The organism is Gorillibacterium terrae (assembly GCF_051594785.1).
Taxonomy (GTDB): domain Bacteria; phylum Bacillota; class Bacilli; order Paenibacillales; family NBRC-103111; genus Gorillibacterium.
Map to the genome: position 1 here is coordinate 214,744 of NZ_JBPPGI010000004.1, position 23,889 is coordinate 238,632.

At 64.0% G+C, this 23,889-nt stretch carries 26 protein-coding genes; 14 read left to right on the forward strand and 12 right to left on the reverse strand.

Translation table 11 applies throughout. The annotated features are described in order from the left end of the window. Position 1 precedes the first annotated feature (1 nt). The 9 genes from ACSEXS_RS16055 to ACSEXS_RS16095 all read left to right on the forward strand — a co-directional run bounded on the left by ACSEXS_RS16055 (position 2) and on the right by ACSEXS_RS16095 (position 8,636). Entirely contained in the window at positions 2–784 is a 783-nt protein-coding gene (locus ACSEXS_RS16055; protein WP_438434248.1) for a glycosyltransferase family 2 protein, read from the forward strand. Between the two features lie 39 nt (positions 785–823). Continuing rightward, the gene (locus ACSEXS_RS16060) at positions 824–1,735 is read left to right on the forward strand and encodes a hypothetical protein (protein ID WP_438434249.1); all 912 of its coding nucleotides are present in this window, start codon (positions 824–826) and stop codon (positions 1,733–1,735) included. Then, positions 1,732–2,265, forward strand: a complete 534-nt coding sequence (locus tag ACSEXS_RS16065; protein WP_438434250.1) for a glycosyltransferase family 2 protein — start codon at positions 1,732–1,734, stop codon at positions 2,263–2,265. Before ACSEXS_RS16060 ends, ACSEXS_RS16065 begins: the two co-directional genes overlap by 4 nt. Continuing rightward, on the forward strand, positions 2,262–3,917 hold the full coding sequence (locus tag ACSEXS_RS16070; protein WP_438434251.1) for a glycosyltransferase family protein: 1,656 nt from the start codon (positions 2,262–2,264) through the stop codon (positions 3,915–3,917). The genes ACSEXS_RS16065 and ACSEXS_RS16070 overlap by 4 nt, the downstream gene beginning before the upstream one ends. A 150-nt stretch (positions 3,918–4,067) precedes the next feature. Beyond that, on the forward strand, positions 4,068–5,174 hold the full coding sequence (gene wecB / locus ACSEXS_RS16075) for a non-hydrolyzing UDP-N-acetylglucosamine 2-epimerase (RefSeq protein WP_438434252.1): 1,107 nt from the start codon (positions 4,068–4,070) through the stop codon (positions 5,172–5,174). Next, complete coding sequence (locus tag ACSEXS_RS16080) at positions 5,161–6,147, forward strand: polysaccharide biosynthesis protein (protein ID WP_438434253.1); 987 nt, start codon at positions 5,161–5,163, stop codon at positions 6,145–6,147. Before wecB ends, ACSEXS_RS16080 begins: the two co-directional genes overlap by 14 nt. After that, positions 6,144–6,986 carry a dTDP-4-dehydrorhamnose reductase family protein gene (locus ACSEXS_RS16085; RefSeq protein WP_438434254.1) on the forward strand — a complete coding sequence of 281 codons (843 nt, stop codon included), beginning with the start codon at positions 6,144–6,146 and terminating at the stop codon, positions 6,984–6,986. The genes ACSEXS_RS16080 and ACSEXS_RS16085 overlap by 4 nt, the downstream gene beginning before the upstream one ends. Then, positions 6,970–7,920, forward strand: coding sequence for an NAD-dependent epimerase/dehydratase family protein (locus ACSEXS_RS16090; protein WP_438434255.1), 951 nt, complete (start codon positions 6,970–6,972; stop codon positions 7,918–7,920). The genes ACSEXS_RS16085 and ACSEXS_RS16090 overlap by 17 nt, the downstream gene beginning before the upstream one ends. After that, complete coding sequence (locus tag ACSEXS_RS16095; RefSeq protein WP_438434256.1) at positions 7,905–8,636, forward strand: glycosyltransferase; 732 nt, start codon at positions 7,905–7,907, stop codon at positions 8,634–8,636. The genes ACSEXS_RS16090 and ACSEXS_RS16095 overlap by 16 nt, the downstream gene beginning before the upstream one ends. Positions 8,637–8,658: 22 nt before the next feature. Here the strand turns inward: ACSEXS_RS16095 and ACSEXS_RS16100 are convergent, their stop codons facing one another. After that, positions 8,659–9,729, reverse strand: a complete 1,071-nt coding sequence (locus ACSEXS_RS16100) for a glycosyltransferase family 4 protein (RefSeq protein ID WP_438434257.1) — start codon at positions 9,727–9,729, stop codon at positions 8,659–8,661. A 174-nt stretch (positions 9,730–9,903) separates the two neighbouring features. Between ACSEXS_RS16100 and ACSEXS_RS16105 the strand changes: the two genes are divergently transcribed. From ACSEXS_RS16105 to ACSEXS_RS16125, 5 genes are all read left to right on the forward strand, one after another. Then, positions 9,904–10,182, forward strand: coding sequence for a hypothetical protein (locus tag ACSEXS_RS16105; protein WP_438434258.1), 279 nt, complete (start codon positions 9,904–9,906; stop codon positions 10,180–10,182). A gap of 24 nt (positions 10,183–10,206) precedes the next feature. Further along, positions 10,207–10,533 carry an alpha-helical endospore appendage domain-containing protein gene (locus ACSEXS_RS16110; protein WP_438434259.1) on the forward strand — a complete coding sequence of 109 codons (327 nt, stop codon included), beginning with the start codon at positions 10,207–10,209 and terminating at the stop codon, positions 10,531–10,533. After that, positions 10,533–10,913, forward strand: a complete 381-nt coding sequence (locus tag ACSEXS_RS16115; RefSeq protein WP_438434260.1) for a hypothetical protein — start codon at positions 10,533–10,535, stop codon at positions 10,911–10,913. The genes ACSEXS_RS16110 and ACSEXS_RS16115 overlap by 1 nt, the downstream gene beginning before the upstream one ends. Before the next feature lie 161 nt (positions 10,914–11,074). Next, the gene (locus ACSEXS_RS16120) at positions 11,075–11,296 is read left to right on the forward strand and encodes a helix-turn-helix domain-containing protein (RefSeq protein ID WP_438434261.1); all 222 of its coding nucleotides are present in this window, start codon (positions 11,075–11,077) and stop codon (positions 11,294–11,296) included. Positions 11,297–11,493: 197 nt separating this feature from the next. Continuing rightward, positions 11,494–12,447, forward strand: a complete 954-nt coding sequence (locus ACSEXS_RS16125; protein ID WP_438434262.1) for an NAD(P)-dependent oxidoreductase — start codon at positions 11,494–11,496, stop codon at positions 12,445–12,447. Positions 12,448–12,546: 99 nt separating this feature from the next. On the opposite strand, the gene ACSEXS_RS16130 is transcribed toward ACSEXS_RS16125, so the two are convergent. The 11 genes from ACSEXS_RS16130 to ACSEXS_RS16180 all read right to left on the reverse strand — a co-directional run bounded on the left by ACSEXS_RS16130 (position 12,547) and on the right by ACSEXS_RS16180 (position 23,745). Beyond that, entirely contained in the window at positions 12,547–13,689 is a 1,143-nt protein-coding gene (locus tag ACSEXS_RS16130) for an ABC transporter substrate-binding protein (protein ID WP_438434263.1), read from the reverse strand. Positions 13,690–13,779: 90 nt separating this feature from the next. After that, on the reverse strand, positions 13,780–14,103 hold the full coding sequence (locus ACSEXS_RS16135; protein ID WP_438434264.1) for a hypothetical protein: 324 nt from the start codon (positions 14,101–14,103) through the stop codon (positions 13,780–13,782). A 32-nt stretch (positions 14,104–14,135) separates the two neighbouring features. Continuing rightward, the gene (locus ACSEXS_RS16140; RefSeq protein ID WP_438434265.1) at positions 14,136–14,960 is read right to left on the reverse strand and encodes an ABC transporter ATP-binding protein; all 825 of its coding nucleotides are present in this window, start codon (positions 14,958–14,960) and stop codon (positions 14,136–14,138) included. After that, a complete protein-coding gene (locus ACSEXS_RS16145; protein ID WP_438434266.1) occupies positions 14,954–16,150 on the reverse strand; it encodes an ABC transporter permease in 1,197 nt (398 codons plus the stop codon). Before ACSEXS_RS16145 ends, ACSEXS_RS16140 begins: the two co-directional genes overlap by 7 nt. A gap of 138 nt (positions 16,151–16,288) precedes the next feature. Further along, positions 16,289–17,839: a nitrogenase component 1 gene (locus ACSEXS_RS16150; RefSeq protein ID WP_438434267.1), complete on the reverse strand. Its 1,551-nt coding sequence runs from the start codon at positions 17,837–17,839 to the stop codon at positions 16,289–16,291. Positions 17,840–17,889: 50 nt separating this feature from the next. Next, the gene (locus tag ACSEXS_RS16155) at positions 17,890–19,230 is read right to left on the reverse strand and encodes a nitrogenase component 1 (protein WP_438434268.1); all 1,341 of its coding nucleotides are present in this window, start codon (positions 19,228–19,230) and stop codon (positions 17,890–17,892) included. Then, positions 19,227–20,183 carry a cysteine synthase A gene (gene cysK / locus ACSEXS_RS16160; RefSeq protein WP_438434269.1) on the reverse strand — a complete coding sequence of 319 codons (957 nt, stop codon included), beginning with the start codon at positions 20,181–20,183 and terminating at the stop codon, positions 19,227–19,229. Before cysK ends, ACSEXS_RS16155 begins: the two co-directional genes overlap by 4 nt. A gap of 140 nt (positions 20,184–20,323) precedes the next feature. After that, positions 20,324–21,169 (reverse strand): nitrogenase iron protein, encoded by an 846-nt coding sequence (nifH, locus tag ACSEXS_RS16165; protein ID WP_438434270.1) that lies wholly within the window; start codon positions 21,167–21,169, stop codon positions 20,324–20,326. A 5-nt stretch (positions 21,170–21,174) separates the two neighbouring features. Then, positions 21,175–21,600 carry a NifB/NifX family molybdenum-iron cluster-binding protein gene (locus ACSEXS_RS16170; RefSeq protein WP_438434271.1) on the reverse strand — a complete coding sequence of 142 codons (426 nt, stop codon included), beginning with the start codon at positions 21,598–21,600 and terminating at the stop codon, positions 21,175–21,177. A gap of 47 nt (positions 21,601–21,647) precedes the next feature. Continuing rightward, complete coding sequence (locus ACSEXS_RS16175; protein ID WP_438434272.1) at positions 21,648–22,544, reverse strand: radical SAM protein; 897 nt, start codon at positions 22,542–22,544, stop codon at positions 21,648–21,650. Positions 22,545–22,863: 319 nt separating this feature from the next. Continuing rightward, positions 22,864–23,745 carry a deoxyribonuclease IV gene (locus ACSEXS_RS16180; protein WP_438434273.1) on the reverse strand — a complete coding sequence of 294 codons (882 nt, stop codon included), beginning with the start codon at positions 23,743–23,745 and terminating at the stop codon, positions 22,864–22,866. Between the last annotated feature and the right edge of the window lie 144 nt (positions 23,746–23,889).

Sequence of the window (23,889 nt, forward strand, 5' to 3'; positions counted from 1 at the left end):
AGTGTCTTTGAAACCCACAGCTTCGATTCGAAACAAGGCCAGCCGCCCGGGAGGTGCGGTTCACCCGCATGTATCGGTCATCATCCCGGTGATGAACGAACGGAGGACGCTCGGCCGGGTCCTTCGCGAGGCCAAGCGGGTCCATCCGCGTACGGAAGTCATCGTCGTGCTGAACGGCTCGCGGGACGGCTCGGAATCCGTAGCCAGGCGGCACGGCGTTCGGCTCATCCGTTTCGGTCAGGCGCTCGGCCATGACGTCGGCCGGGCCGTGGGGGCCGAAGCGGCCCGCGGCGAGGTTCTGCTGTTCCTGGACGGAGACATTGCGGTGTCCGCCCGCGAGCTTAAGTCCTTCATCCGGGCGGTCGAACGGGGCGCCGATGTCGCCCTCAACGCTTACGGCGGTCCCGACGTGATCAAGCGTCCGCATCCGGTAAATGTCGCCAAGCGTGCGCTCAACGCCTTTCTTGGCTTGCCCGTCCTCCGCGGGTCGTCCATGACCGCCATTCCGCATGCCTTGAGCCGGCGGGCGGTCGCCCGAATCGGCAGCCGTAGTCTGGCGGTGCCGCCGTCGGCGCAAACGAAGGCGCTTCTCGCCGGTCTCTCCGTCGCCGTGGTTCGGCGGGTAGAGGTCGGCAAGTCCAATCCCTTGAAACGGCGTCCGAGCGGGACGCTGACCGCACTCATTCTGGGCGATCACCTGGAAGCCGTCCAGGAGCTGGTGGAGCAGAGAGGAGAGCGGGGGGGCTTTCCCGACGGAGGGCGCAAACGAAATTATCTGGTCTAATATAGGCCGTGTCCGCCATGAAAAAGGAGGTGCAGCCGCGTGGTCGCCAATCGTTCATCCGGCGGGAAAACCCGACCGAGCCGGGCAGGGAAAGGCGGAAGCCGCCGCCCGGCAAGATCCGCACTACCCGCTCGCCGGAGGTCGCGGGCTCCGGGAGCCCCCAAACCTTCGAACCGGCAGCGGACGACGCTGCCCATAGCCCGCTCCCCGATCGGGCTGTCGATCAAGCAGACCGTCAGTGCCATCCTGCTGGCCGACGGTCCGGGTCCGCTTGCGGCGATCACGGATCAACTTGCCCGGCTCCCCGTCGGAGAGATCCTCGTCGTTCTCGAAGGAGCCGGTAACGATTCGCTCCAACCGCTGCTCCATCATCCGGCGGGACCGCTCCTCCTTTCCTATCCCGAGCCGCTCGGCCCCGGCGTCGCCCGGTCGATCGCGGCCCGGGCGGCCGAAGGGGATCTGCTGCTGTTCGTAGGCGGCGCCTCCGTCATTCCCGCCGAGGAATTGGTTCCCCTGCTGGTGCAGACCGCTGCGGGCGCCGACCTGGCTCTGAACGATATCGGTCCGCGGATCGGGCCGTTTGCCGAGTGGGAACCCGAGGTCAACGCTCAGGCATGCCTCAACCGACTGCTCGGAAGAGCGGAGCTCGCCGCCAACTCGCTGGCGGTGCTGCCGCATGCGATCAGCCGCCGCGTGCCGGAAGCGGCGGGGTATCCCGCCCTTGCCATTCCGCCTCTCGCACAGGCTCTCGCTCTGCGCGCCGGTCTGCGCGCTTGCGCGCCGGCCAGCATCCGTTTGCCGGCCATGAGTCCGGCCGTTCGAAGGGAGAAGCAGCAGGTTGCGCTGGGCGATCACATCGAGGCCATATCGACGCTGATGCGGCAATCGGGAGCCCGGCTGAATTACCCGGACACCCTGCGCAAGCGGCATATCGGGGAGGCGATTCCATGATTCCGGGATGCATCGGTATCCTGTGGCTGGCATCGGGACTTGCACAGGAAGCGGAAGAAACCCTGGCTGCCATCGCCGCCCACACTCCCGAACAGCACGAGCTTCTGGCGCTGGTTCGCGGCACGCCGGAGCTGGCTGCCGCCTGTGCGGCAGCGAAGGCTCCCTTGCTTCGCGTACCCGCCGAAGAGACAGCCTGGCGGGCGGTTCGCCGGGCGATGAGGTTCCTTCCGGGGGAATACCTGCTGGTTCTGGCAGGAGGCATCCGACCGGAGCCGGGCTGGTTGGGATCGCTCCTCGCGCAGCTTGATTCCGAGCCGAACTCGGCTGCCGTCCTGAGCCGAAGCCCTGCCGGCGGGTCCGCGGAGGACCGGGAGCTCCCTTGGCAGTGGGTCCTCTTTCGCCGGGAGGCCTTGGCAAAGGCAGGGCTGCTGGCGCGGCAGACGGGCTTATCGCCGGAAGAAGCCGAGAACCGGCTAAGAGAAGCGGGGTACAGCATCATCTCCACCCCAAGAAAGGAGACCGATCAGTGAAGACGGAACGGATGCCGGTATCGGAGCAGGCGGCGGACGCCGACTGGTTGTCCATCCGCGACCGGGCGGTGAACGAAACGCTTCTGGAGAAAGGAAAGACCCTTCCGGTGCGCGCACCTTTGCAAGCCGCCGTCGCCGGCGGTACGCCCGCCGCATCGAGGGAGGCGGCGGGCGCTTTGTCGGCTCTGGTCTCCCGCTGCACCGTATGCGGCGGAGAAGAGGAGCCGGATCAAGCGTTGCTTGCTCTCTGTCCGCAGCTGGTGCTGCTGCTGGCCGGAGGGCGGCCGCCCCGTCCGGAGACCCTGCACCGGCTGCGGGAATCGGGCAGCCGCATCGCAGCTTGGACGGCCGGCCCGGCGGATGAAACGGAAGCCCGGGCCGGCGGCCGGTTGCCGGACGAGGTGCTGGCCGCTTGCGATTATCTGTTCCTCGCGGATTCTTCCCGCGAACGCGGCTTGATCCGTTCTGGCGGACCGGCGGCGTTTGAGCTTCCGCCCGCGGCGAATCTGCCGCTGTACGCTCCGGACGAACCGGGAGAGGCTTACCGCAGCGAGGTGCTCGTGCTGGGAGCGGAGGCGGTGGAGGCGGGACGCCTTGCTCGCATTCTGCAGCCCATGGCGATGCGGGTTCCCGGCCGCCGACTGCTCCTGCTGAACGGCGGCGATCTGCCGCCCGTTATGGGGTGGCGCCAAGTCGAAGCCGCGCCGCAAGAAGCGGCCCGGTATGTCAACGGCGCAGCCGTCGTCGTGAATCTGGCGCCGGATGAAGCAACGGGCCGCCCGAACGCCCGGACGCGCTACCTGCAGCGGCTTTACGACGCCGCGGCCTGCGGTGTTTTGCTGTTGACGCCCTACGCGCCGGAGCTGATGGCCCGGTATGCGCCGGGACAAGAGATCGCCGCGTATGCCTCGGTCGAGGAGCTCGTGCAGCTGACGGCGCACTACCTGGAGGAGGAAGAAGAGCGCCGGAGCCTGGCGCTCGCGGCGCTTAGGCGCACGTGGCGCTGCCATACCGGCAGCGAGAGGATGGAGCAGCTGCTGCTCTCGGCCTGTCCGGACCTCAGCCTCCCTGGAGAAGGTCTCTCCGTCCGGGGGGAAGCCGTCTCGCGATTCGGCTTCCCACTTGAGCCGGCACCTGCTGCTTCCGCAGCAAGCGGAATCCCAAGCCGTCCGGCCAAGCCGCGAAGGGCTGCCGGTCCCGTCAACCGCAAATCGGCGGCGGCCAAGCCAAAGCCGACAGCGAAGCCCAAGGCGAAGGCTCCGGCCGTTAAAGCCGTCCGCAAGGCATCCGCAGCGCAGGGCAAGGGAGGCAAGCCGCGCCGGAAGGCCGCTGCCGTCCCGGTTTCCGCTTCCCGTTCGCCCGCTTCCCGTGCGTCTGCTTCCCGTGCGCCCGCTTCCCGTGCGTCCGCCTCCCGTGCGTCCGCTTCCCGTACGCCCGCGGCCCGCGCCTTGCCCTCGGCCGCCGCCAAGCGCCCGGCTCCGGAAGCGATTCGAAAGGTTCGCGTTCCCGCCTCCGCCGGAAAGCACAAAGCCGGTTCGCCGCCTTTTCTCGCCAAGGGCTTGAGCCCGGTTGTGCGCAAGGCCCTGGTCGCGGCTTCTCCAAGGCGGCCCGAACCGGCCAACCGGGCCAAATCGGCGCGAAAAACGGCGTGACTCCGAGCTTGGACGGGCGGCTGCCTTTTTCCCGGTCTCCCCTCCAGGTGTCCTATACATCCGAAAGTGGCCCCGCATCCAATAACGGGAGACGACTTGCCGCTAAAGTCGTGCGAATGCGCCGGTTCGCCGGCAGACGGAGGAGTGTCCATGAGGATTGTCACGGTACTTGGAACGAGGCCTGAGGTGATTCGCCTCAGCCTGATCATTCAAAAGCTCGACCGGCTGGCCGAGGAGCATACCCTCGTCCATACCGGGCAGAACTTCACCCCGACGCTGCGCGACGTTTTCTTCGCCGAGCTCGGGCTGCGCGAGCCCGACTATTCGCTGATGCGGGCCGAGCAATCGCTCGGCGGCCAGTTGTCCGTGATGTTCCGGGAGCTGGAAGCCATTCTGCAGGAGAAGCGTCCGGACGCGGTGCTCGTCCTCGGGGATACGAACAGCGCCCTCTCGGCCATCCTCGCTGAACGAATGGGCATTCCCGTCGTTCATATGGAAGCCGGTAACCGGTGTTACGACAATGCGGTCCCCGAAGAGAAGAACCGCCGAGTCATCGACGCCATCTCCAGCTATAACCTGCCGTATACCCCGGGAAGCCGGGAAAACCTGCTGCGCGAGGGTGTCGCCCCGGGCCGCATCCTGCTGTCGGGCAACCCCATCTTCGAGGTTCTGACGCATTACGCGGAGCGGATCGCAGAGAGCTCCATTCTCGAGCGGCTCGGGTTGATTCCGGGTGAATATTTCGTGGCCACGCTGCACCGGGCGGAAAACGTCGACCACCCGGCCCGATTGGCCGAGATCGTGGGCGGGCTCAACCGGGTAGCGGCCGATCACGGCAAACGGATCGTCTGCAGCCTTCATCCCCGCACGAAGTCCCGCCTGGCCGCTTCTTCGCTGACCTTTCATCCTTTGATCGAGCTTCACGAGCCGTTCGGCTTCTTCGATTTCGTCCGGCTGGAGCAGGCGGCATACTGCGCCCTGACCGACAGCGGAACCGTTCAAGAGGAATGCTGTCTGTTCCACGTTCCGACCGTGACCATCCGCCGGACGACCGAGCGGCCGGAGACGGTGGATTGCGGCAGCAACGCGGTGTCCGGGCTTCATGCCGAACGAATCGGGCAGGCGGTACGGACGATGACGTCGCTGCCGCGCGCGTGGAGCATCCCCGCCGGCTACGAAGCTCCGGATGTGTCGGATAAGGTCTTCAAGTTCTTAAGCACATGCTGGCAAGGAGGCCTGAGGAATGTTTACCAATAAAAGCATCTTCATCACGGGGGGGACGGGATCTTGGGGGCATGAGCTGGTCCGGCAGATGCTGGAAAAGGACCCCAAGGAAATCGTCATTTTCTCCCGCAATGAGACGAGTCAGGTCGCCATGAAGCGGGAATACGAGGACCCGAGGCTGCACTTTGTCATCGGAGACATCCGCGACCGGGAAGCGTTGGTCTCCGCCAGCGCGGGCGCGGACTATATCTATCACCTCGCTGCGCTGAAGCACGTTCCGGTCTGCGAGGAGCAGCCTTACGAAGCGATCAAGACCAACATTATCGGAACGCAGAATGTAATCGAGGCCGCGATCGAGAACAAGGTCAAAAAAGTCATGTACATCTCGACCGACAAGGCATCGAACCCTTCCAACCTGTACGGCATGACCAAGGCGGTCGGCGAAAAGCTGATCATCCAGGCCAACCTGCTGAAATCGCAAACCCGGTTCGCTTGCGTGCGGGGAGGCAATGTGCTCGGAACCAACGGAAGCGTGATTCACCTGTTCCTCAAGCAGATACGGACGGAAAACCGGGTGGGCATCACCGACCGGCGGATGACGCGGTTTTTCCTGACGCTGGAGGATGCGATCGGTCTGTTGTTCAAAGCCACGGAAGACAGCCTCGGCGGCGAGACGTTCGTCCTCCTGATGCCGACCTGCCGGATCATCGATCTCGCCGAGGTGCTGATCGAAGCGCTCGGCAAGCCTAATGTGCGGATCGAAGAGACGGGCATCCGACCGGGAGAGAAGATCCACGAAATCCTCTACTCCGAGTTCGAAAGCCGCTCGACGGTCGTCTACGACCAGCAGTATCTGGTGGTTCTGCCTTCCCTGGATATTCCCGGCGTCAAGGAGCATTACCGCCACTGCCCGCAGGTGAACGAGGCCGTCTACAGCTCCGCCGACCTGCTGATGACCAAGGACGATATCCGCAAGATGCTGGTGAAGGGCAGGTTCCTTCCATGAAGCTGCTGATTCTGGGCGGCAGAGGGATGGCCGGGCACGTCATGGTGCAGTATTTTTCCGGCAAGCCGGACGTAACGGTGTTCTCCACCAGCCGCGACCCGAACGATCCGACGGGATTGTACCTAGATGTGAACGAAGAGAACGGAGTGGAGCGGCTGTTTGAGCTGGTCCGCCCCGATGTGACGATCAACTGCATCGGCCTGCTCAACGAGGATGCCGCCCGGCGCGAAGGGGAAGCCCTGCGGGTCAACGGGCTCCTGCCGCACCGTCTGCGCCGGCTGGCGGACCTGACCGGCGGCAAGCTGGTGCACATCAGCACCGATTGCGTGTTCAGCGGCTTGCGGGGAAGCTACGGCGAGAACGATTTGCCGGACGGCGAATCGGCCTACGCGAAGACGAAGGCGATGGGCGAGGTACGCCAGGCGCCCCACCTGACCGTCCGCACATCGATCATCGGACCCGAGCTGAAGGACGGCATCGGTTTGTTTCACTGGTTCATGCAGCAGCGGGGTACCGTCACCGGGTATCGTCGGGTGCCCTGGAACGGGGTCACGACGCTGGAGCTGGCCAAATCGGTCGAGCGGATGCTCGAAGAGGACATCGAGGGACTCGTGCATCTGACCGCACCCGCTCCGATCAGCAAGCATGACCTGCTGCTGTTGATCCAGGAGGTATTCGACAAGCGGGACGTCACCGTCGTCCCCCGCGACGAGCCGGTGCTGGACCGCACCCTGCGGAACACCCGGTGCGACTTTCACCCGCGGGTGCCGGATTATCCCGTTATGCTGGCCGAGTTGAAAGCCTGGATGGAGGCGGGGGCGAATGGCAAACGAAGCTGAGCCGCCGATTGCCTTGATCACGGGGGCCGCCGGATTTGTCGGCGGCCACGCCGTTTCCGGCTTCGCCGAGATCGGCTACCGGCCTGTGCCGGTTGCCCGCAGCGGCGGCGTAACCGACGCTTGGTCCTGCGATTTGACGGACCGGGCTGCGGTCCGGGAACTGATCCGCTCCGTTCGTCCCGACCGGGTGCTTCATCTGGCCGGACGCAACCACGCCGGAGATTCCTGGCGGGACCCTGCCGGATACCTGGAGAGCAACGTGATGGCGACGGTCTACCTGCTCGACGCGCTGCGGCAAGAAGGGAGCAATGCCCGTGTGCTGGTCGCCGGCTCGATGCTGAGCGTGCCGCTCGGCGCGCAGCCGCAGCCGCCCCATCCCTACAGCCTGAGCAAGTCGCTGCAGGAGCTTGCCGCCCAATCCTGGCAGCATCTGTTCGGCGGCGAGCTCCTGGTCGTCCGTCCTTCCAACCTGATCGGTCCGGGACCCTCCGGGGGGATCTGCACCCGGCTGGCTGCTTGGATCGCCGACCGCGAGAGGGGCGGCGAGGCGGCCTTCCGCCTGCAATCCCTGGCCGAGCCGAGGGATTACCTCGATGTCCGCGATGCCGTGCGGGCGTTCGGCCTCTTGCTGGAGCAGGGGAAGGCGGGCCGCGTCTATCCGCTCGGTTCGGGCGTGTCCCGCACGCTCGCCGATGTGCTGGCCGCATTCCGTGAGCTCAGTCCGGCCGCCGACGAGGTGCAGACGCCGGACTCCGCTATGCCGATGCAGACGCCGGACTCCGCCAAACGGTCCGCTTCTCCATCGGCAGCGGTGGAGGCCCGGGCGCTCCGGCGGCTGGGCTGGCAACCGACCATCCCCTTCCGGAAGTCGCTCCTGGATACCTTGACCGATTACCGAGGAGGGAAAGGAGTTCGCGTATGGGAGACCTCGTAACCATCGTCATTCCTTTTTACAACGACCCCTATGTGCCGAACGCCATCCAGAGCGCCCTCAACCAAACCTATCCGAATGTGGAAGTCCTCGTCGTCAACGACGGGTCGACCGCCTACACGGAGCTCATTACGCCTTACCTGCCTCGCATCCGTTACATCTCCAAGCCCAACGGGGGAACAGCCTCCGCTCTGAACGAAGGCATCCGCCATGCGAACGGCCGCTACATCGCCTGGCTCAGCTCCGACGACCGGTTTTATCCGAACAAGCTGGAGCGGCAGATTGCGTTCATGCAGGCGCGGCAGGCCCGCATCTCGTACACCAACTTCGACCGGATCAATGCGGTCGGCCGGGTTACGCAGCGTTCGGTGAGCGTCCGGTTCAAGTCGGCTGTCGGCTTTTACCAGCATTTTCTGAAGGGCAATCCGGTCAACGGCTGTACGGTGGTGGCGGAGAAGAGCCTCCTGCATGAGCTCGGGCTGTTCGACGAGAAGCTGCTCTATACCCACGACAACGACCTCTGGCTGAAGGTGCTGCTGAACCGGATTGACTTCTTTTTTCTCGATGAGCCGCTCACGCAGTACCGGATGCACGGAAGCATGGGCACGTACCGGTTTAAGCCCGCAATCCGGCAGGAGTTCCTCCGAATGCAGGCTCGGCACATTCCGCTTCTTCAAAAAGTCATCCGCGCGCTCAAGAAGGAACTGGGCATCCGGTAAAAACGAAGTCTACGGCACGGGATCAGCGCGCGCCGAGCTCCGTCGCCATGGCTATGAAGTTGCGCGCATAATCGGCAGGGGAGAACCGGCTCGCGACATGGTCGCGGGCCTGAGTGCGTATCGCCTCCCGCTTGGCGGGATTGTCGAACAGCTCGGACGCCTGGGCCACGGCGCTGTCATAGTGATCCTGGGGATAAAATTTGCCGGTGACGTCATGGATGACAAAGCTGCGCACCCCGTCCGAGTCGGAGGTGAGCACCGGACAGCGGCAGCTCATCGCCTCCAGCACGGCGAAGCCGAATCCTTCCAAGCGGGATGTGGAAATGAGGAGACCGCCGGAATCGCCGATTTGCGAGAGGTAGTGGGCCATGTAGGCATGGGGAACATTCGGAATGAGGCTGAGGCGCGGCGTCAATCCGAGCTGTTTGACCCGCTCGTAAAACTGCTTGGTCTCGCCGGGCAGGCTTAGGTTGGTATCGAGGAACATGTACAGCCGAAGCGTCGGATAGCGGGCGGCCAGCCGGCTGCCGATCTCCAGGAAGCCGCGCCAGTTCTTGTTCGGCTCCAGGCGGCCGATCCAGGCGGCGACCGGTGCGTCCAGCGGAGCGAGCGGCGTGTAGCCGAATTGTTCGGCATCGAACGGGTTGGCGAAGCTAAAGTGCCGCTTTTTCGGATAGATTTGCTGAAACAGCTCGATAAGGTGGGCGGTTGGCGGATACAGCAGGGCATTCGCTTCGCTCTTGACGGCGGGAGCCGCCAGATTGAGCGCGCGGGCGGCGGTCGGAGGATCGCCGAACCCCTGGCCTTCGAAGACGATCGGCCCTCGGTAGCCCAGACGGCGGAGCCTGCGCAGCAGCTCGGAATCGGACGTTACCACGATCAGGTTGAACTTTTCCCGCCGCAGCAGCCGCCGGATCGATGCATCCCGGTTCGTCACGTGAATGGGACAAGGCGCCGGGTTGGCCAGTCCGGCTCCTTTTTGCAGGTAGAGGAGCTGACACGAGACCCCGGCATTCTGCAGCGCCGTGGTCCGGATGCGGTTCAGCGTTTCCATCCCGCCGCTCGGAACATAAAACGTAAATAAGATTTTCATCGGTCTCCTCCAATATCCGGGTCTTCCTTGCGACTGCTCCAGTATATGTGGGGAAACGGCGGAGGTTGATTCCTTTCTCCTTCGACCGATTCTTCCCTTCCTGCATACCGTAAAGAGAGCGGAGCAGTCGGCAATTCCGCGGCTCAAGCGGCAGCGAAGGAGGAAACGAAAGAGATGGAAAGGCAAGTGAGCGAATTCATCCGTCACGCAGCCAAAACCCAGGCCAGGGTAGCCGATATTCTGGCCGCCGAGCAGCCGCTCACCGATCATGCAGCGTCTTTGATCGGAGCGCTGACCGGGCTTCCCGGCGAAACCGTCGAGGAGCGGCAGGAACGGGCGATGGCGTTGACCAAAAATTTGTCGGTCTACCTGAGCAGCCTGGCCGAACTCGAGCTGGCCCTGGCCGATCAGATGGAGATCATTCTCCGGGAGTGGAACAATCAGGAGGAGTGAGCAGGAGGACAGGGGGCAAACCGCATGGGAAGATTGAACGATTACGAGCAGATGCTCGACTCGGCCGGGCAAATGCAGGCCCTGATCGCCAAGCTGCTGAACGCGAAAGCGGGAGAAGCCAAGCTCAACCAAGGCTGGATTTCGGCCCAGCTGCTCGCCGCCGAGCTGCCCGGTCCGGACGAGGTGCACAGCCTGGCTCTGGAAATGCACGACCAGATGATCGAAATCTTGGACGGGATTACCAAGATGGAGGTCGGCTTGTCCCGCGGGCTTAAGGTTCTGCTCGGCCAAGAGGAGGAAGCGTCCGGCATGGGGGATGCGTTCGGAATCGGCGGCCGGCCGCCCGGCTGATGGACGCCCGCCGCCGGGAGAACCGGCTCCGGCTGCATCTGTTGCAGTCGCTGGCCATGAGCGAACGCGCTTTAGCCCGTCTTATGCTCCAGACGGCGGAGGCGCTGGAGGCGCATCCCGTGGCGGACCGGGGCGGGAGCGAAGCCCGCCGGGGGGCGAACCCTGCCGGTCTTGCCGGGCAGCCGGGACAAGGCGCAGCCGCCGATCTGCGCCGGATCGAGCGGCGGCTCCAGGCGATCTCGCGCAGCCAGGAGGCGCTCCTTGCCGGGATAGGCGGCATCCGGATCCGGCATCCGCGGCGAAGTCCGCCCGGCCCGATCTGGTTTCCGGGGCGGGACGCAGCCGAAAGCGGGACCCGTCCGCGCACGGTCCGGAAGTGACGGCGGAATGTGCCGCGGTAGAGAATCAAAGCGACGAAAAGCCGCATCCCGCCTATTTTTATCGGGGACCGCACCATCGATTTCACGCATTCATAAGATGGTTTGACTGTATCCCTAACCCTTGTAACCATCCAAATCCCGAGCAAGGAGGGGTGACATAATTGAAAGGCGACCATAACAGCAAGTTCCTGCTGACGCACCGCGAGCGCGAAGTATTCGAGCTGCTCGTCCAGGACAAAACGACCAAAGACATTGCCGGACAGCTGTTCATCAGCGAGAAAACCGTACGCAACCATATCTCGAACGTGATGCAGAAGCTGAACGTGAAAGGCCGTTCGCAAGCGGTTGTCGAGCTGATCAAGCTTGGTGAACTAAAAATCTAGCTTGTCCAACCGGCATTCGTCGGTCTCACCCCCGAAATCCCCCGCTAGCGTCTTCCCGCCGGAAGGAAGACCTTAGCGGGGGTTGTTCGTTTTGGCGCAATCGGCAACAATTCCGGTCGAAGGATGGGAGCGGGAGTGGTATCCTGATGACAGGGCGGAAGCGAGTCCGGCCCAAGTCACCCGAAAGGAAGCCTGTCATGAAGATTGTAGTGCTGGAACCGCTCGGAATATCCGAAGGATCGACCGCCGAACTGGCGGAGACCCTCCGGTCGAGAGGACATGAAGTGATCGTGTACGAAACCCGGACCGGAGAAGCGGAGGAGCTGATCCGGCGGGCGAAGGATGCGGATGCCCTGCTGATCGCCAATCTCCCCCTTCGCCGCGAGGTGATTGCCGAATGCCTGCGGCTCAAGTTCATCTCCGTGGCGTTCACGGGGGTGGATCATGTGGATTTGGAGATCTGCCGCGAGAGGGGAATCGCCGTCAGCAACGCTGCCGGTTACTCCACGCATGCCGTAGCGGAGCTGGTGTTCGGCCTGGCCATCGCCGTTCTGCGGAACCTGGTGCCCTGCGACCGCGAGACGAGGCGTGCCGGAACCAAGGACGGACTGATCGGCGGCGAGCTGTTCGGGAAGACCTTCGGCATCGTCGGCACCGGAGCGATCGGCCTCGCCGCCGCCGGGATCGCCGCCGCCTTCGGCTGCCGGGTGCTGGCTTACAGCCGGTCGCAGCGGCCGGAAGCGCTGGCGGACGGCATCTCTTATGTCAGCCTGGACGAGCTGCTGCAGGCGAGCGACATCGTCTCGCTCCATGTGCCGCTCACCGACGAGACCCGGACCTTGATCGACGAGAATCGGCTCGCGATGATGAAGCCGACCGCCGTTCTGATCAATACGGCGCGGGGACCGGTCGTCGACAACGCGGCGCTCGCCCGCGCACTGAACGAAGGCCGCCTCGCCGGGGCGGGCATCGACGTGTTCGAGACCGAGCCGCCTCTCGACCCGGGACATCCGCTGGCGTCCGCGAGGAATACGGTGCTGACTCCGCATGTGGCCTTCGCCACCCGGGAGGCGCTTCAGACACGGGCGCAGATCGCCTTCGCGAACGTGGAAGCTTGGCTGAATGGCGAGCGGGCGAACCGGATTCTGTAAGAAATCGGTCCGCCGCCCTTTCGTTCCATGCCGAAGACCCTTCCTTCCGACAGTCCGGGAGGAAGGGTCTTTGCGCTCCTAAGGATATCTCGGCGGCGATCAGGGATTCAGCTTCACCGAGCTGTCTTCGACGCCGTCCAGGTGGATGTAGCTGCGCTCGACGAGCTTGGCGACATTGGTGTCCTTCTTCAGCAGACCGAGACTCTGCAGGTCCTTGGCGGTGACTTCCAGCGCCTCCTTCGCCCCGCTGCCCGAAGGACGGAAGTCATAGGTGGCGAGCACTTCCCCGTTCAGTTTGGGGTCTCCCGGCACCCATTTCTTGTCGACTTGGATCTGCGCGGCTTCAGCGGGATGCTCCGCGACCCAATGCGCGGCCTTCTGGATGGCCCGGGCATACTTGGCGGCGGCTTCCGGATGCTGCTCAATGACATCCCGCCGTAGGTAGGCGACGCAGCAGTATTCGTTCTTGAAGAAAGGGTCCGTCGCGGTATTGAGCAGTTCAGTAAGGTTCTGATCCTTCTCGGCGACGATCGCCTGCGGGTCGCTGTGGGCGATGGCGTCCACCGCTCCGTTCTTCAATGCAAGCGGCAGATCGGCGGCCGAATAGTTGACGAATTCGACCTCCAGCTTCTTCTCGTCGACGCCTACGCCGGCTTTGGCGAGCGCTCGGCGGGCGACGACTGCGGGGCTGGAGGCGAGGCCGGGGACGCCGATCTTCTTTCCCTTCAAGTCGGCGAGGGTTTTTATCGAGCTGCCCGAAGGCACGAGAATCCGGATGCAGCCCGTATGGACGCCGGTGACGAACTGGATGTCCAGGCCGTTCTCGATCGGCTGGATCATCTTGGCCAGCAGGCCGAAGCTGGCGTCGATCTTCTTGGCAGAGATGAGTTCCAGCGAGGTTGCCGAATCCACCTTGGTGGTGGTGAATTTCAAGCCTTCCTCGGCGAAGAAGCCTTTTTCGATGGCGATGTGCAGCGCCGCTTCGCAGAGCCCGCCGCCAAAGCCGATCTGCAGAACGTAGTCGTCCTTAACCGGTGCGGCGGCCAAAGCGGCTCCGCTCGAGGCGGGCGAAACGGCGGCTCCCGTCGCCGCCGGAACGGAGACGCCGGGCGAAGGGCTCGGGTCGGCCGATTTGGCCTCCTTGGCGCAGCCCGCGAGGGTGGCGAATGCCAGCGTGAAGGCCAGGCCGAAGGCGGCCGCCTTGCGGATTCGCCGTACCCGCTTTTTTGATTTTGAGGTCATGGTTTAGTCTCCTTTTGATCCCATAGGAATAATGGGTTATGGGTCAGGCAGGAAGCCGGTAAGGTTCTTCCGAGGGTTCTTCCTGCCCGCTCAATGGCAGTCCAGCTTGGGCGTCGCTGCGGTGACGGGGCGACCGGTGTTGGAGGGGCCCGCGTCCAGGCCGTTGGCGGTCCCCGGCGATGCGGCGGCAGAGGAGACGGTGCCAAGGCTGGCGGAAATCCCAGCCGACGAATCGCCGGCCTGTGTGCTACCCCAGGCGGACGGCGCGGAAACGCCGGACGGCGGCGTCGGCTCGCCGGTTCTTATGCCCGATGCGCACCCCGCGGCCCCGAATACCGCGGCTGCGAGCAGCATACCGGCAGCGGCGAAACGGAGTGCCCGCGGCCGTCGGGCCGACTCGTTGCAGATGTTCATCCTGCGATTCTCCTTTCTATCGCCGAAGGCGGCTACAGGTAATAGGCGGGCTCCTCCACCCGGCCGGCAAAATCGAGAAGCTCCAGAATCCGCGAACGCAGCCGCAGGAATTCGGGGTTCCCCCGCGCCCGGGGCCGGGCGAATTCCACCGGAATCGCGGTCTCGATCCGGGCGGGCCGGGTGGTCATGACCAGAATTCGGTCGGAGAGGTAGATGGCTTCGTCGACGTCGTGGGTCACCATGACCATCGTCGTCCCGCGCTCCTTCCAGATGCGGAGCAGCTCCTCCTGCATGCTCATGCGGGTGAAGGCGTCGAGCGCGCCGAACGGCTCGTCGAGCAGCAGCACCTTGGGATGATTGACCAGGGCCCGGGCCAGCGAAGCCCGCTGCGCCATCCCGCCGGAGAGCTGGTGAGGGTACGATTTGCCGAAGCCCGCAAGTCCCACCAACTTGAGGAACCGTTCGACATCGGCCTTCTTCTCCCTGTAGACGCCCCGCGCCTTAAGGCCGAAGGCGACGTTGTCCAAGACCGTCAGCCAGGGAAACAGCGTCGGGTCCTGAAACACCAATCCCCGCTCGTAACCCGGAGAGCGGATGGGAGCGCCGTCCAGCGCGATTTCTCCCTCATCGGGTTGGAGCAGTCCGGCGATCAGCCGCAGCAGCGTGGATTTGCCGCAGCCGGAGGGGCCGATTAAGGAGACGAACTCGCCCGGCCGGATGACGGTATTGACCCGGCTGAGCGCGGTCACCTCCTCGCCCGAGGGCTGCCGGAAGACTTTTCGCACGTCCCGAATGACGATTTCTCCGCTTTCGCATCGGCCGCCTGATTCCGGCCGCTTCGGAGCGTTCACTACCATTTGATCACGCCCTTTTGCCACAGAAGCACCCGGTCGCGCAGCTTGAACAAGAGCGTGATGAGCACAGAGAAGCAGATGGCGATCAGGAGCAGTCCGGCATAAACGTTGGCGTAGGAGAGCATTTCCTTCTGCCAGTTGATGTACCAGCCGATGCCGTACTTGACGCCGAGCATCTCCGCGGTCATCAGGGCGATGAAGGAAGCACAGGCTCCGTTGAAGATGCCGATGAACATGCTGGGCATGGCGGCCGGAATCCCGACGCGGAAGATCTGATAGCGGGAGCCGGCGCCGAGCGTGCTGGATACCTCAAAATACGAATTCTGTACGTTGGAGACGCCGCTCGAGGTCATGACGGTGGTGGGAAACCAGACCGCGAAGGCGATCATGAAGACGCTGGCCGAATAGCTGGTCGGAAAGACCACGAGCACGACGGGAATCCAGGCGGTGGCCGGAATCGGCCCCAGTACCTTGATCAGCGGATTGACCCAATAGGCCCACGTCTTGCTGAAGCCGACGGCAATGCCGGTCGCGAGACCCGCCGCCGCACCGAAGAGGAAGCCGGTGAACAGCAGCTTGGCGGAATGGCCGATGCAGGTGAGGAGGAACCCGGCATCCTCGACGATGACCGCAAGGATTTTGTCGAGCGGCGGAAAATAGAGGGCCGGCAGCAGAGCGGTTTTGAGCGTAACGTAGTTGAGGGCGTTCAGGAAGGTGACGGCCCCGGCGAGGAAAAAAGCTTGGTGGCGGAACCCCGAGTTGGCAGGCCGACGGATCGTATCGCGCAGAGCGAAGCCGAGCGAGACAACCCCGAAGGCCAGCAGCAGGAACAGATAATAAGGGTGGGGCGGCGAATAAATTCCCTTCGACGGTACTGCCGTTTGCACGGCCACGGCCGCGGCTGCGGCGAGCGCCGGCAGCCATGACCGAAGACGAAGAGGCAGGCGGGGAACGGAGCGCGGCGCTGGGCGTTCCTCCTCGGCCCGAGGGGCGGGCTCGGTCTTGCCGATGAAGACGGGAACGGCGGCAGGGTCCGACGGCAGCGAAGCCCCCGCCTTCGGCACAGCCTCCGGGCGGGCTTCCGCCGGGGCGGACGCAGCTCCGGACGCCGCATTGCCGCGAAGCCGGTCGGCGGTCTCCTCGGCTTGAAGCGCGCCTTCTGCGGCGAGGGGAGAGGCGGTTGATTGGGCCATGACCGGAAATCACTCCTTTTTTACGGGATCGGACGGGCAGAAGCAGACTTGCAGGATCAGATTGGCAGCAGCGGACTTGCGGGAGCTTGCCGATTCCGACTTATACGAAGATCGGACCGGATGCGGGCCGGCTAAGCCTCATGCCCGGGCCGGGTCCTCCGCCGAAAGCGCGGATTGGTCGATGTACCGGAACGGATGCTCCTCGAACCAGGAGTCGCGGTAGGGCAGCTTGGCGTTCACGCCAAGATTGGCGTTGTACGCCGGGTTGCGCATCAGCCGGGCGACGCGGGAAGCGACCTCGAACACCCCTTGGTAGCCGAGGTAGTCGTTGCTCTGCCCGAACAGCGGGAAGATCGGGAAGCCCTGCTTGGAGGCTGTGCTGTTGCAGCCGCCGTGGCCGACGAACAGATCGGGCTTCAGCCGGTTTAGCAGGTTGGCCTGCTCGAATACCTGCCCCGCGCCGATGTTGAACGAAGCCTCCTTCGCTTCCGGTACGTCCTCGAGGAATTCGTCGAGCAGAAGCTCTCCGAATTTATCGAAATGATAGCCGCGCAGCCCGATCACTTCCATTCCGAGGTTATGCAGCAGCTCGGCGGTCGTCATGATGCGGATTTCTCCGCCGGTGAGAAACACCTTCTTGCTGGCGAGCTGCCGGCGATACGGAACGAGGGCCTCGTCGAGCAGCTTGGTCTCGGCGGCGATCAAGCGTTCCGCCCGCTCCTCAATGCCGAAGAAGGCGGCGATATCGCGAATCCATCTGTTGGTATTGGCGATGCCGATCGGAATCGTCCGCAGGACGAACGGGACGTTGTACTTGGTGAGGAAATGCTCGACGAAGTAATCGTCGTGCGTGGCGCAGATGCTGACATTGAGCGCGGCTTCGTAGGAATCGGCGAAGTCGTCCGGATGGCTGAAGCAGGGCAGCACCCGCACCTTCAGGTCGAGCGCGTTCAGGATGCGGATCAGCTCGACTTCGTCGACCCGGCTCATCGACCCGACGTTGAGCAGGTTGACCGTGCGGCCGATGCGCGCCTGGCGTTCGGCTTCGGCCAGCGGATCGGGACTGGGCTCGCGCTTGACCTTGAGCTTATCCTCGCCGACCAGGTTGCGCAGAATGCCGTGGTACACCGCGTCATAAGCGGTCGCCTGGATCTTGGTTCGGAAGCCTTCGCAGTGGATGGGGACGATGCGGGCGCTCACTTGCTGCTGCAGATCGTCGAGCACGCTGTCGATGTCGTCGCCGATCAGCGCGGGTACGCAGGAATTCATCACCAGAATGGCCTCCGGCCGGAATTCCTTCTCGGCCAGGAGCACGGCCTCGCGCAGCTTTTTCTCGCCGCCCTGGATGACGTCGACCTCGTCGAGGTTGGTGCTGATCCAGCGGAGCCCCCGGGCCGAGGCGCTGCGCATCTGCTGGAAGACCTTGTTGATGCCGGCCATCTGCAGCATATTGGCGCCGCAGCCGCCCGGACTGTGGACGATGACGACGGAGTCGCGCATCGAGGCGACCATGCCGAGGCTCAGGCTGAGCTGGCAGCCCTGCGTCTGGGAGAAGGTGCGCTTGGTGTTGAACAGGCAGCCGCCTTTCTTCGATTGGTCGGACAGGTCGCAGCAGGAGCCTCCGTACGCCCCGCAGGCGGCGAGCCGGTCCTCGCGGATGGGAGGCGCCTTTTGATCGAGGTAATCCATGGGTTTCTCACTCCTTCATATTGGGATGGGCGATAGGGTCGGAAGGCCGTTCAGCGGTGGGCGACGACCAGGCTGAGGATGTCCTCCGCCAGGGACAATCCGCCCTTATAGCCCGCGTAAGCCCGGTTCAACACGATGCGGTTGGTGATCGGGTAGCTGACGGCGAGCAACGGCACCTTGAACTGCTCCGCCACGTCGCGCTCCATGACGCTGCCGACCAGGAAGCCGGGGCTGAAGCCCTCGTAATACCGCTGCCCGTTCGACTGCGGCCAGTGGCGGTTGATGTGCTTGCCGACATTGTTGCCGTTCGGGTCGAACACGACCTCCGGAGCGAGGCCGGAACGGAAGCCCCCGAAGCGGGCCTGCAGCCGCTCCCGCTGCTCGGGCTCCAGCGGGTCGGTGACGACGGCGAGCTCCGGCAGCCAGCCGAGGTCGTCGGCGAGGAAGCGGGTAACGGCCTGCGCGTAGTTCACGTCTCCGACGACGACGGCATAGCGCTGAAAATCGAGGTCGTTGTAGGAGTCGGACAACCGCTGCAGGAAGTCGTAATACACCCGGCGCTCTCCCGCGACAACTTGGTCGACTTGGTCCGGCTCCAGCCCGAGCGCCTCGCCGACCGCGAGCAGGAAGGCGGCGGTGGCATGGTCGCCGATCGGCAGCGGCAGCGTCAGGAAGGGGACGCCGTGGACCTCCTCGTAGGTCTCGGCGGTGGCCTGGCCATAGACGTCGGACACGACGAGGTTCAGCGAAGCCCGCGCCGACTGCCGCAGGTTCTCGATCGTTTCCCCGGTGCCGAAAAAGGTATTGACGGTGAGGCCGAGCTTCTGCAGCAGCTCCTTCAGCGCGTCGAGGTTGCCCTTCCAGAACACGTCCTGCAGCGGGACGATGCCGAACAGGTTTACGGTCAGCGCATCCTTGGCGGCCGTAGGCTCGACGAAGTCGCGGACGAGCGCTTGCAGCACGTCGTCGTACCCTTGGTAGGAATTGCCCTTGAAGCTGGTCGTTTCGGTTCCATATACCGGATGATCGCTGTTTGCGAATTGTTTCACAACCGAATGCACATCGTCGCCGATCATTTCCACCATGCAGCCGGTGACCACGAAGTAGAGGTCGCCGTCCATGATCTTCAGCGTATTCTCGATCTGCTCGGAGAGCCGTTCCTCGCCGCCGAACACGATGTCGCGTTCGGAGACGTTCGAGCTCGGCAGCGCATTGCCGCCGCAGTAGCTGCCGCCGTGGTAGCCGGACGCTCCGCTCAAGGCTCCGGCCAGATTGCCGCCGCAGCCCGGCGAGCTGTGCAGGATCGGAATCGCCCGCGGCAGCGCCTGCACCGTGCCGATCGCGCCCCCCAGTGCGCAGGTGAATCTCGGCCGTTCGATCACTTGGCTCATCGGCTCGCGCTCCTTTCGGCGGGCTCCTGGAAGAGCACGGTGGAGAGGTAACGCTCGCCCGTATCGGGCAGCAGGACGACGATCGTCTTGCCGGCATTCTCTTTGCGCTTGGCCAACCGGAGAGCTGCGAATGCGGCGGCCCCGGAGGAGATGCCGACGACCAGCCCTTCCGTGCGGGCCAGCTCGCGCGCCGTATCCAGCGCTTCCTCGTTCTTTACCCGATAGATTTCATCGACGACATCCCGGTTGAAGATCTTCGGCACGAAACCGGCACCGATGCCTTGAATTCGGTGCGGGCCGGCAGCGCCGCCGGAGAGGACGGGCGAGTCGTCCGGCTCGACGGCGACCACCTGCACATCGGACTTGCGCTCCCTCAGTGCTTCGCCGACGCCGGTCACCGTTCCGCCGGTGCCGACGCCGCCGACGAACAGGTCGACTTCGCCGTCGGTATCCCGCCAGATTTCCTCCGCCGTCGTGCGGCGATGAACCTCGGGGTTCGCCGGGTTGTTGAACTGCTGCGGCACGAACGAGCGGGGCAGCTCGGTCGCCAGCTCTTCGGCGCGGCGGACGGCTCCGCGCATGCCCTCGGCTCCGGGCGTCAGCACCAGTTCGGCGCCGAGCGCCCTGAGCAGGTTCCGCCGTTCGATGCTGAACGTATCCGGCATGGTCAGGACCAGCCGGTAGCCGCGCGAGGCGGCGACGAAGGCGAGGGCGATGCCCGTGTTGCCGCTGGTCGGCTCGACGATTACGGTGTCCGGCGTCAGCAGGCCGTCGCGTTCGGCCGCCTCGATCATGGCGAGGCCGATTCGATCTTTGACGCTGCCCGCCGGATTGAAATATTCCAGCTTCGCGACGATCCGGGCGTGCAGCTCGTGGGAGCGGGCAAACCGGTTAAGTTCCAACAGCGGGGTGTTGCCGATCAACTCCGTGAGGCTTGCGGCGATTTTGGCCATTGCGAATCATTCCCTTCTATTACTAGAATCCTTGCGTGCAGGAGCGGCCCCAGGGGCGCTTCGGATTAGAGGTTGCCCACGGCCTGGGGGGTGACGACGCCGCTTTCCAAGGCCACCAGTTGCTCTTTCGTCTCCATCGGCTAGACGGAAAGAGCAACCAGTTGCTCCCCCCACTTAGCCGCCCATTCGCGCAGCTCACTCACTTCCATGGGGGCGGGAACCCGGGAGACCTCATGCTCGTCGATCTTGCGGGCGAGCTCGCGGTAGATCCTCGCCTGCTGCGAATCCGGCGCTGCCTCGATCGTCGTCTTGCCCTGCAGCTCGCTTTGCGTGACGGTGACGGAGCGGGGCACGTATTCCATCACCTGGGTCTTCGTCCGGGCGACAAAGTCGTCGATGATGGCCTTCGAGTAAGGAGCGTTGATCGAATTGGCGATCACGCCTCCGAGCAGGGCCCCGCCGGAATTGGAATACTTGTGGATGCCCTTGAACAGGTTGTTGGCGGCGTAGACCGCCATGAAGTCGGCGGATGAGACGGTAAACACATGCTCGGCGATTCCTTCGCGGACCGGCACGGCGAAGCCGCCGCAGACGACGTCCCCGAGCACGTCGTAGATGACGTAATCGAGATCGAGCTCCTCGAACACGCGCTGCTGCTTGAACAGCTGGACGGCGGTGATGATGCCTCGTCCGGCGCAGCCGACGCCCGGAGCGGGGCCGCCCGCTTCCACGCAGTAGATGCCGTTGAAGCCTTGGAAAATCACGTCGTGGGCATGGAGCTTGGTTTTTTCCCGGAGGGTGTCGAGGACCGTGGGGATGTATTCGCCGCCGCGCAGCGTGTTGGTCGAGTCGCTCTTCGGGTCGCAGCCGAACTGCATTACCTTGTATCCCGCGGTGGACAGGGCGGCGCTGATGTTGGAGGTCGTCGTCGATTTGCCGATCCCGCCTTTGCCGTAGATGGCGATTTGTTTAAGCTTCTTGGGCATGTTCTTCACTCCTTGGTTGTGGTCGGGTTGAACTGCAGAGGAATGGGGTTCACAAGAGCGGAGGAATCGGGGCTTGCCGGCGCTGTCCGGCTGCGGCTGCGGCTAAGGTGCGCAGCCAGCTTGCCGAGCGCGCTCTCCACCGGGCCGGCGGTCTCAAAAGCCAGCACGCCCCGCTTCGCCAGCGCCTTCTCGGCAGCCGGGCCGATTCGGGCGACGAGGGCGAAGCGGCAATCGGCGAGCGCAGCGGCCGCTGCGGCCAGCGCCTCCGTTTCATGATCGCCGTTGCCGCAGGCGCGACGGACAGGGCGGTCCTCCGCCAGCTCCGTGCGGCCGTCTTCTCCGATCCGGTAGATCAGGAACCGTTCCGCGCGGCCGAAATGCTGATTGACGGCGAGGCCGTCCACACTGGCGACGGCGACTTGAATGGTCATAACGCAGGGCTCCTCTCGGCTTGGTTGGTCTGCACATCCCTGCCGCTTCAGCCGTGGGAGAAGGTCTCCTCGAACGGCTGCCCGTAGAGCAGCGGTCCGAGGTCGCGCTTCGCCCCGGGAATGCCGCACGCATCGGCGCGGCACTGCCGGCAGTGCCGGAAGACTGGCAGATGCCGCTCGGCGGCGGCCCTTGCTTCCGCAAGCTGGAAGCAATCGGGGGCAGGGAACCCGCTCATTTTGTGCTGCGGGATGAGCGGGATAAGGTTAAGGAGCGTGGCGCCTGCGGCCCGGGTGCGGCGGGCGATCTCTTCCACATGCCCGTCGTTTACGCCGGGAATGAGCACCGTATTGATCTTGATCACGATGCCCGCTTCGGCGGCCCTGCGGATGCCGGCGAGCTGGGCGCGGATCAGCGTCTCCGCCGCTTCCCGGCCTTGAAGGAGCCGGCCGTCCAGCACGACGGCGGAGCAGATCCGTTCGAGAACGCCGGGATCGACCGCGTTCACGGTCACCGTAAGCGTCGCCACTCCGGCGGCGGCGATCCGTTCCGTATGGCGCTCCAGCAGGAGGCCGTTCGTGCTGAGACAGTAAATAAGGCCGGGGTGATCCCGGCGGATTCGCTCGAAGGTCTCAAGCGCATGCGGCGTCGCGAGCGTATCTCCGGGACCGGCGATCCCGGCCACCGTCAGCTCCGGACAGAGCTCGAGGGCCTTGGCGACGAGCTGGGAAGCCTGCTCGGGGGAGAGCAGCCTTCCCGCTACGCCGGGACGGTTCTCGATTTTGTTGAAGGCGCGCTTGCAAAACCTGCACCGGATGTTGCACGCAGGGCTAACCGGCAGGTGAATGCGGCCGCGGGTAAAATGCCCTTCCTCGCTGAAGCACGGATGCCTTCTGACCAAATGCCCGAAAAGGTCGGCCGTTTCCTCGCTTGCGGCTTGCGCCATGGTCCATCTCCCCATTCGGGCCGGCGGACTGGATGAAGCGAAAAGGCCGGACTCGCCGCTTCGATCAAGCGGTAGAGTCCGGCCTCTGGCGTTCCAGTCAGCGCGGCGCTTATTTAATTCCTACATAACCAATAAGATTATGGGGTTAATCGTAGTCGAGGGCTCACGCCTTGTCAACGGATGGAGTGGAAGTGTCACCAGTTTGTAAAAAGCCCAAAAAAAGTTACCCAAGTGTAAGAGTTGTCATTGCAAATCGCCGCTTGAACGCATTGAAGCGAGCTGCCCCATCATCGACGGCAGGCGTCCGACTTGCCTTGGGTTAAAGGCGCTTCGTCACAGGCTCCGAGACTTCGCGGCGAAGCAGGGCGATCTCGTGCCGGTAAGGGGCGTCCTTGTATTTGACCGGACCGATGGAGGGCGTCTCCAGCAGCATGGGGAGCCCGCTCAACTGCGGATGGTGAACGACATAATCGAGCGCCTTCAGCCCGATTCGGCCATGGCCGATGTTCTCGTGGCGATCCTTCCGTGAGCCTCGCTCGTGCTTCGAATCGTTGATATGGAGCACCTTGAGCCGGTCGAGCCCGATCACGCGGTCGAATTCCGCCAGGATGCCGTCGAAATCTTCGGCCACCGGATAGCCGGCGTCGTGAATATGGCAGGTATCGAGACAGACGGACAAGCGGTCGTTGTTCGACACCGCATCGATCATCCGGGCCAGCTCCTCGAAGCGGACCCCCAGCTCGGTGCCCTTGCCCGCCATCGTCTCGAGCGAGATTTGCACCTGGCTTCGCTCGGCCAGCACTTCATTCAAGCCCTCCGCGATTTTGCGGAGGCCCGCGTCCCCGCCCGCTCCCACATGGGAGCCGGGATGCAGCACAAGCTGGCTTGAGCCGAGCGCTTCCGTCCGAACCAACTCTTCCCGCAGAAAGGAGACGCTGTGGGCGAACACCTGCGGATTCACCGTGTTTGCGAGATTGATGAGAAAGGGGGCATGGACGACAATCTGCGAGATCCCGTGCCGGCGCATGTGCTCGTGTCCGGCTTCGAGGTTATAGGCCTCAATCGGCTTGCGCCGCGAGTTTTGCGGAGCTCCGGTGTAGATCAGGAACGTATTGGCACCATACGAGGCGGCTTCTTCGCTCGCTTGCAAGAGCATCTTCGGGCCGCCCATCGAGACGTAGGAACCGAGGAGTAAGGACATGTCGGGCGCTCCTTTCCAAAGACCTTCATTCTAGCACGGCAGCCGGTGACTTTTTAAGCGGGAAACGCTGGGTACCGCGAGGAAAGCGGAGAATACTCTAGCATTCGGGAGGAAAATCGCTGCAAGCTTTACAATAGTTTAAGA